At 66.7% G+C, this 7,738-nt stretch carries 3 protein-coding genes; 2 read left to right on the top strand and 1 reads right to left on the bottom strand.

All coding sequences use genetic code 11. The annotated features are described in order from the left end of the window. Nucleotides 1-197: 197 nt before the first annotated feature. Nucleotides 198-4,277: a phosphoribosylformylglycinamidine synthase gene (gene purL, locus J8I87_RS33480; RefSeq protein WP_209936530.1), complete on the bottom strand. Its 4,080-nt coding sequence runs from the start codon at nt 4,275-4,277 to the stop codon at nt 198-200. A gap of 475 nt (nt 4,278-4,752) precedes the next feature. On the opposite strand from purL, the gene J8I87_RS33475 reads away from it, so the two are divergent. Then, nucleotides 4,753-6,054 (top strand): FAD-dependent oxidoreductase, encoded by a 1,302-nt coding sequence (locus tag J8I87_RS33475; protein ID WP_209936528.1) that lies wholly within the window; start codon nt 4,753-4,755, stop codon nt 6,052-6,054. A 96-nt stretch (nt 6,055-6,150) separates the two neighbouring features. After that, nucleotides 6,151-7,737: an NAD(P)H-hydrate dehydratase gene (locus tag J8I87_RS33470; RefSeq protein WP_209936527.1), complete on the top strand. Its 1,587-nt coding sequence runs from the start codon at nt 6,151-6,153 to the stop codon at nt 7,735-7,737. The last annotated feature ends 1 nt before the right edge of the window (nt 7,738 follow it).

The raw sequence follows: 7,738 nt of genomic DNA, 5'->3' as shown, positions 1-7,738 counted from the left end.
CGAAACACCAACCGCATCGCGGATGCCGGCGTTAGCGGCGAAACACCAACCGCATCGCGGATGCCGGCGTTAGCGGCGAAACACCAACCGCATCGCGGATGCCGGCGTTAGCGGCAAGAACAAACCGCAATCGCGGATGCCAGCAATAACGGCAAAACGAACCAGGACACCTTCCCGCGCGAAACAGCGCAAAAGCATTACCCGATCCACTTCCTCGCATTCTGAAACACACGCATCCACGGGCTGCCGTCCGTCGCGCCGTCCTTCCACGCCTGCGGATGCCAGCTCATCTGCACGTTGCGATGCACGCGCTCCGTGTGCGGCATCAATACCGTGAAGCGGCCATCCGGCGTCGTCACCGATGTAATACCAGCCGGCGAGCCGTTCGGATTGAACGGATACTGTTCAGTCGGCTGGCCGCGATGATCGACGTAGCGCATCGCAACCGCGACACGCGAGGCATCGCCCTGCTGCGAGAAGTCCGCAAAGCCCTCGCCGTGCGCCACGGCAACAGGGATGCGCGAGCCTTCCATGCCCGCGAAGAAGATCGACGGCGACGACTGGACTTCGACCAGCGAAAAGCGCGCTTCGAACTTCTCCGACTTGTTGCGCGTGAACTTCGGCCATGCCTGCGCGCCGGGAATCATCGAAGCCAAGCTGCTCATCATCTGGCAGCCGTTGCAGATGCCGAGCGCGAACGTGTCGCTGCGGCCGAAGAACGCCGCGAACATGTCGGCCAGTTGCGCGTTGAAGCGGACCGTCTTCGCCCAGCCTTCGCCCGCGCCCAGCACATCGCCATACGAGAAGCCGCCGCACGCGACAGCGCCCGCGAAGTCGGCGAGCGTCGCCCGGCCCGACAGCAGATCGCTCATGTGGACGTCGTGCGCATCGAAGCCCGCGCGGTCGAATGCGTACGCGGTTTCGAGGTGCGAATTCACGCCCTGCTCGCGCAGGATCGCGACGCGCGGACGTGCGCCCTTGCCGATATACGGCGCAGCGACATCCTCGGCGGGATCGAACGACAGAAGCGGCTGGATGCCGGGATCGGACGTGTCGAGAAGCGAGTCGAACTCGGCGTCGGCGCAAGCGGGGTTGTCGCGCAGACGCGAAATGCGCCAGCTCACTTCGCTCCACGTGCGATGCAGTTCGGCGCGCGGCGCCTCGAAGATCTTCTTCGCGTCGCGATAAATTTCGATCGCGTCGCGCTCGTTCGGCTTGCCGATCACGTGCGAGCACGCGGACAGGCCGTGCTCGCGCAGCGCGGAAAGCACCGCGTCGCGGTCGGCCGCGCGCACCTGGAGCACCGCACCGAGTTCCTCGTTGAAGAGCGCGCGGATCGTGCGGTCTTCGCGGCGGCCGCTCGTCTGCTTCGCCCAGTCCTTCGCATCGCCGTAATCGGATTCGTGGTCGGGATCGAGCGTCAGCATGTCGACATTCAACGACACGCCCACGTGACCGGCGAATGCCATTTCGCAGACGGTCGCCCACAGGCCGCCGTCCGAGCGGTCGTGGTACGCAAGCAGCTTGCCGTCCGCGTTCAGCGCCTGGATCGCGGCAAAGAAGCGCTTCAGATCTTCCGGATCGTCGACGTCCGGCACCTTGTCGCCGACCTGTTGTGTCACCTGCGCGAGAATACTGCCGCCAAGACGCTGCTTGCCGCGGCCGAGATCGATCGCGATCAGCACTGTGTCGCCCGCTTCCTTCTGGCTCAGCAGTTGCGGCGTCAGATGACGGCGCACGTCTTCCACGGGCGCGAATGCCGAGATGATCAGCGACACGGGCGCGATCACCTCCTTCTCGACATCGGCGTCGGCCCACTTTGTGCGCATCGACAACGAATCCTTGCCGACGGGAATGCCGATTCCGAGCGCCGGGCACAGTTCCATCCCGATCGCCTTGACCGTGTCGTACAGCGCGGCATCTTCACCGGGGCTGCCGCATGCGGCCATCCAGTTCGCCGACAGCTTGAGCTTGTCCAGCGACACGATGGGCGCCGACGCGATGTTCGTCACCGCTTCGCCGACGGCCATGCGGCCCGACGCGGGCGCGTCGATCACGGCGAGCGGCGTGCGCTCGGCCATCGTCATCGCTTCGCCGCGGAAACCCGCGTAATCGACCGTGGTGATCGCGCAGTCGGCGACAGGCACCTGCCACGGGCCGACCATCTGGTCGCGCGCCGTCGTGCCGCCCACCGAGCGGTCGCCGATCGTAATCAGGAACGACTTGCTCGCCACCGTCGGATGGCGCAGCACGTTGACGGCCGCCTCATGCAGCGCGATATGCGTGACATCGACGGGCAAATGCGGCGCCGAAACGCGCTGGACGTCGCGATGCATGCGCGGCGGCTTGCCGAGCAGAACTTCCATCGGCATGTCGACGGGCTGATGCGCGTGGTCGTCGGACTGATCGGCGTCGATCAGCTTCAGCTGACGCTCTTGCGTCGCTGTGCCGATCACCGCGAACGGGCAGCGCTCACGCTCGCAGATGGCCGCGAATTCTTCCAGACGCGACGGCGCAATGGCCAGCACATAGCGCTCTTGTGCTTCGTTCGACCAGATTTCGCGCGGCGACAAGCCGCTTTCTTCGAGTTGCACCTTGCGCAGTTCGAACAGCGCGCCCTTGTCCGCCCCATCGACGAGTTCCGGAAACGCGTTCGACAATCCGCCTGCGCCGACGTCGTGAATGCTCAGGATCGGATTGTCTTCGCCCAGTTGCCAGCACGCGTTGATCACTTCCTGTGCGCGCCGCTCGATTTCCGGATTGCCGCGCTGGACGGAATCGAAGTCGAGCTCTGCCGTGTTGGTGCCCGTCGCCATCGAGCTGGCCGCACCGCCGCCCATGCCGATGCGCATGCCGGGGCCGCCGATCTGGATCAGCAGCGAGCCGGCGGGCAGGTCGTGCTTGTGCGTGTGCTGATCTGAGACGTTGCCGAGGCCGCCCGCGATCATGATCGGCTTGTGATAGCCGCGCACGCGGCCCGCGACGTTTTGCTCGTAAGTGCGGAAATAGCCACCCAGGTTCGGACGGCCGAATTCGTTGTTGAACGCGGCGCCGCCGAGCGGCCCGTCGATCATGATCTGCAGCGGCGACGCGATGCGGTCGGGACGGCCGTACGTGCCGAACTGGTCGGCGGCGTTGCGGTGGCCCATCGGCTGCGTGGCGTCGCGCGCGTTTTCCCACGGCTCGCGCGCGCCGGGCAGATCGAGGTTCGATACCGTGAAGCCCGTCAAGCCCGCCTTCGGACGCGCGCCGCGGCCCGTCGCGCCTTCGTCGCGGATTTCGCCGCCCGCGCCCGTCGCCGCGCCGGGGAACGGCGAGATCGCGGTCGGGTGGTTGTGCGTCTCAACCTTCATCAACGTGTGCGTGAGTTCGACGTGACGGCCGTAGCGTTCGCCCGGCTCGCCGTCGCTCTTCGCCTTGCGCGGGAACCAGCGCTCGGCCATGCCGCCCTGCATGATCGACGAGTTGTCCGCATACGCGACGATCGTGCCTTGCGGACTGAGCTTTTCGGTGTTGCGGATCATGTTGAAAAGCGACATGTCCTGCGCTTCGCCGTCGATTGTCCAGCTGGCGTTGAAGATCTTGTGACGGCAGTGCTCGCTGTTGGCCTGCGCGAACATCATCAGCTCGACATCGGTCGGATTGCGGCCGAGCTTCGTGAACGCGTCGACGAGGTAGTCGATTTCATCGTCGGCGAGCGCGAGGCCCAGTTCCGAGTTCGCCGTTTCCAGCGCCTTGCGGCCGTCGGTTAGCACGCCGACCGTTTGCAGCGGCTTGGCGGGCAGCTCGTCGAACAGATGCATCGCGTAGTCGCGCGATTCGGCCACGCTCTCGGTCATGCGGTCGTGCAGCGCCGCCGCGACGGCCGCGCGCGCCTCGTCCGACAGCGCCTTCTTGCCGCCGAGCAGCCCGCTCTTCAATACGACCGTGTACTCGATGCCGCGCTCGATACGGCGCACCTGCGTGAGGCCGCAGTGATGCGCGATGTCGGTGGCCTTGCTCGCCCACGGCGACACGGTGCCGAAACGCGGCACGACGAGGAAGGTTTCGACGGCGCCCTTGTCCTTGCCGGTTTCGAACGGATCGCCGTAGTGCATCAGCGCTTCGATCTTCGCGCTGTCTTCCGTGGAAAGCGGCGTCTGCGAGTTCACGAAATGCAGATACTGGCCGCGCACGCCGACGATGTTGGCGTCGATGCGCGACAACGTGTCGAGCAGGCGGGTTTGACGGAAATCGGAAAGGGCCGAAGCGCCGGGAAAACACGAGAAGTGGGCCATGGACTTGACGTTGCGTCGATCGGTTGCGTCGCTGGGTACCGCGCGCGATTGCTTCGGAATGACTTGGGCAATCGCCCGGACAGTCGCGCGTGGGGGCGACGTGAGGCGTAAGGAAGTCGGAGATTATAACCCGGGACGCCCCGGCAGACCTGCCTGCATCACCTTCCGCGCGCGCTGCCGATGCGCTTTTGCGGCCCGCGCATCGCGTCCGCGCGACGTCCGGCTCTTTTCGGGAGGCATTTGCGGCTGTGTATGGCAGGCGGAATACGCGCGTTTCATGGCGTCGATGCGCGCTCGATGCCCCATCGCCGCGTCATTCGTCCTATGCCGGACGACGCGGTGCCGGGAGCCTCGTTTGACTGCTATCATTCCGCCTTTCATCAGATCGGCGCAGCATCGGCAGTCCTGCGGCGCCGCATGTCACGCATACGGAATACGCCTCGCCCACGCGTACCGCCAGCAACACGAATTAACCATGGATGTCATTGTCATTGGCGGCGGGATCGTCGGCGTCGCCACCGCTTACCAGCTACGCGCGGCCGGTCACCGGGTGTGCGTCGTCGAGCGGCACGCCACCGTCGCGCAAGGCGCTACTTACGGCCACGGCGGCACGCTGCTGCCCACACCGCTCGATGTCTGGTTCGGTCCCACCTTCATGCAACATCGCCAGTCGGCGAAAAGCGGCGTCATCAAGAAGACGGGATTCAACGGGCCGGTGCGGGATTTCATCCGCAAGCTCTCGGCGCTCGCCGAACCCGAAGCGTTTCAGAAACAATACGCGCTGCTGCGTCCCCTGATCGAATCGGCGCGCCAGTCGCTCGCCGACATCGAGCATCACTTCAACCTCGAATTCGAGCAGTCGAAAGGCCAGTTGTATCTCGTGCGCGCCGCGCAGGACTGGGAGCACACGCAGCCCGCGCTCGACCTGCTGCGCAAGTTCGAGGTGCCGCATCACGTGCTGAGCCCGCAGGAGTGTCAGACGGTCGAGCATTCGATCCCGCTCGATCCGCATTTCGCGGGCGGCGTGCTGTTCGACGACGAGGGCACGGCGAACTGCCCGCTGTTCGCGAAGCTGATCAAGCAGACGCTCGACGCGCAAGGCGGCGTGCAGTTCCAGTGCGGCCGCGAAGTGACGGGCATCCGGCTCGACAACCAGCGCGCCGCGGTCGAACTCGCGCCCGCGAACGGCGAGTCATCGCGTTCGCGCGAAGTCGACGTGATCAGCGCCGATGTCGTGGTCGTCGCGGCGGGCGTCGGCAGCCTCGCGCTGCTGGAAAGGCTCGGCTTGAGCCTGCCGCTGCATCCGCTGCGTCTGCACAACCTCGTCGCACCGATCGCACGCGAGGAATTCGCGCCGCACACGACGGTGATCGACGCCGTCAAGCGCATCACGATTACGCGCAGCAATCACCGGCTGCGGATCGCGGGTGGCGCGGTGCTGCAAAGCGCGAGCCAGACGAAGCAGCCGCTGCCCGAAGCGATGACGAAGGAAGCGCTCGCGCTGCTCAGCCAGGCGACGCACGACTGGGTGCCGGGCTCGGCGCGCATTTCGGCGGCTCTGCCCTGGGAAGGCGTGAAGCTGCTGTCGCCCGACGGTCTGCCCGTGACGGGCAACGCGCTGCACCCGCGGCTTTTCGTCAACGCGTCGCATGGGCCCGTCGGCTGGGGCCTCGCGTGCGGCTCGGGCAAGCTGATCGCAAGCCTCGTGTCGGGCGCGCCATCCGAACTGCCGCCCGACACGATCGCGGCTCTTCGCCCAGAGCGCTTCAACGGATAACAGGGACGGTCACTTGTCCTATACCATTGCGCAGGCTGGCATCGCCATGCGCAATGCCACTACCATGAGCGTACCCCATCGCTTTCGTACGCTGCCATGACCGATGCCGCTCTGCCCCTTGTTCATTCCAGTCACGCCATTCTCGTCAACCCGCACGACCGGCCGTTCGCGCTATTGAACGTCACGGAGCTGCGGGCGCTCGAAAAAAGCGCGGAAGCGTCGTTGCCCCCGCACACGCTGATGGGCCGCGCCGGGCACGCGGGCGCGCGCTTCCTGCTCGAACATATCGCGCACGACGGTTCCGTCGACCCGCACCAGCCGGTGTGGCTTGTCGCGGGGCCCGGCAACAACGGCGGCGACGCGCTGGTCGTCGCGACGGAACTGCAGCGCGCGGGCGTGACGGTGGAAGTGTGTATGCCCGTCGACGTCAAGCCCGACGACGCCCGCTGGGCGCTCGCCGAGGCGCGCGCGGCGGGCGTGCCGATCTCGGGTGCGGTGCCGGCCTCGCTCGACAACTATGGGTGGGTCGTCGACGGCATGTTCGGCATTGGGCTCGCGCGGCCGCTGGGTGGCGTGTTTGCACCGATCGCGCAGCAGTTGTCGGCGCGCGCGAAAACGCGCGGGCGTGTGCTGGCGCTCGACGTGCCCAGCGGGCTGGATAGCGATACAGGCAATGTCGTCGATGGCAGCGTTGCCGTGCGCGCGACGCACACGGTCACGTTCATTGGTGCAAAGCCGGGCCTCTTCATGGCCTTGGGACGCGATCTGGCAGGCGACGTTACCGTCGCGCCGATCGGCGTCGAAGCGCCCCGCCAGCCGGGCGTCCGGTTGAATGCGCCTGCCCTCTTCGTCCCGCAATTTCCGCCGCGCGATTTTTCGACCCACAAGGGCACATTCGGCAGCATCGCCATCGTAGGCGGCGACACGGGCATGTGCGGCGCGCCCGTGCTCGCCGCGCGCGCGGCATTGCACGCGGGCGCTGGCAAGGTCCACGTCGCGTTTCTGGGCACAGGCAACCCGCCGTACGATCCGCCACATCCCGAACTGATGCTGCATCCACTCGACCGTCTTCCGCTCGCCGACATGGATGCGTTGTCGATCGGCTGCGGAATGGGCAAGCGCGAGCGCGCCGTCAACGTGCTGCGCGACGTGCTGCCCCTCGACGTACCAAAACTGCTGGACGCCGACGCGCTGAACCTGATCGCCGATCACGCCGACCTCGCCGATACCGTCAGGCAACGCGGCGAGTCGGCCAGCGACCCGTGCGTGCTGACGCCGCACCCGTTGGAAGCCGCGCGCCTGCTCGGCACGGACGCGAAATCGGTGCAAGCCGACCGCCTCGCGGCCGCTCGCGCGCTTGCCGCGCGCTATGCGAGCGTCGCCGTGCTCAAGGGTACGGGCACCGTGATCGCGGCGCCCGACGGACGCGTCGCCATCAATCCGACGGGCAACGCGGCGCTCGCGACAGGCGGCACGGGCGACGTGCTGGGCGGGCTGATCGGCGCCTTCCTCGGCCAAGGGTTGCCGCGCTACGAAGCGGCGCTCGCGGGCGTCTTCCTGCACGGCCTCGCCGCCGACGCGCTCACCGCGCGCGGCAAAGGACCCGCTGGCGTGACCGCGGGCGAACTCGCGCCAATGGTGCGCAAGTTGCTGAACCGGCTCGTCTATCCGCTACGGGATTGAC

It is taken from the genome of Paraburkholderia sp. LEh10 (genome assembly GCF_017814945.1).
Taxonomy (GTDB): domain Bacteria; phylum Pseudomonadota; class Gammaproteobacteria; order Burkholderiales; family Burkholderiaceae; genus Paraburkholderia.
The sequence above is the reverse complement of the archived record's forward strand: the minus strand, read 5'-3'. Positions and strand labels throughout refer to the sequence as shown.

Coding starts and splice junctions, on each gene's coding strand:
- purL (WP_209936530.1), bottom strand. CDS start 4,277: ATGGCCCACTTCTCGTGTTTTCCCGGCGCTTCGGCCCTTTCCGATTTC.
- J8I87_RS33475 (WP_209936528.1), top strand. CDS start 4,753: ATGGATGTCATTGTCATTGGCGGCGGGATCGTCGGCGTCGCCACCGCT.
- J8I87_RS33470 (WP_209936527.1), top strand. CDS start 6,151: ATGACCGATGCCGCTCTGCCCCTTGTTCATTCCAGTCACGCCATTCTC.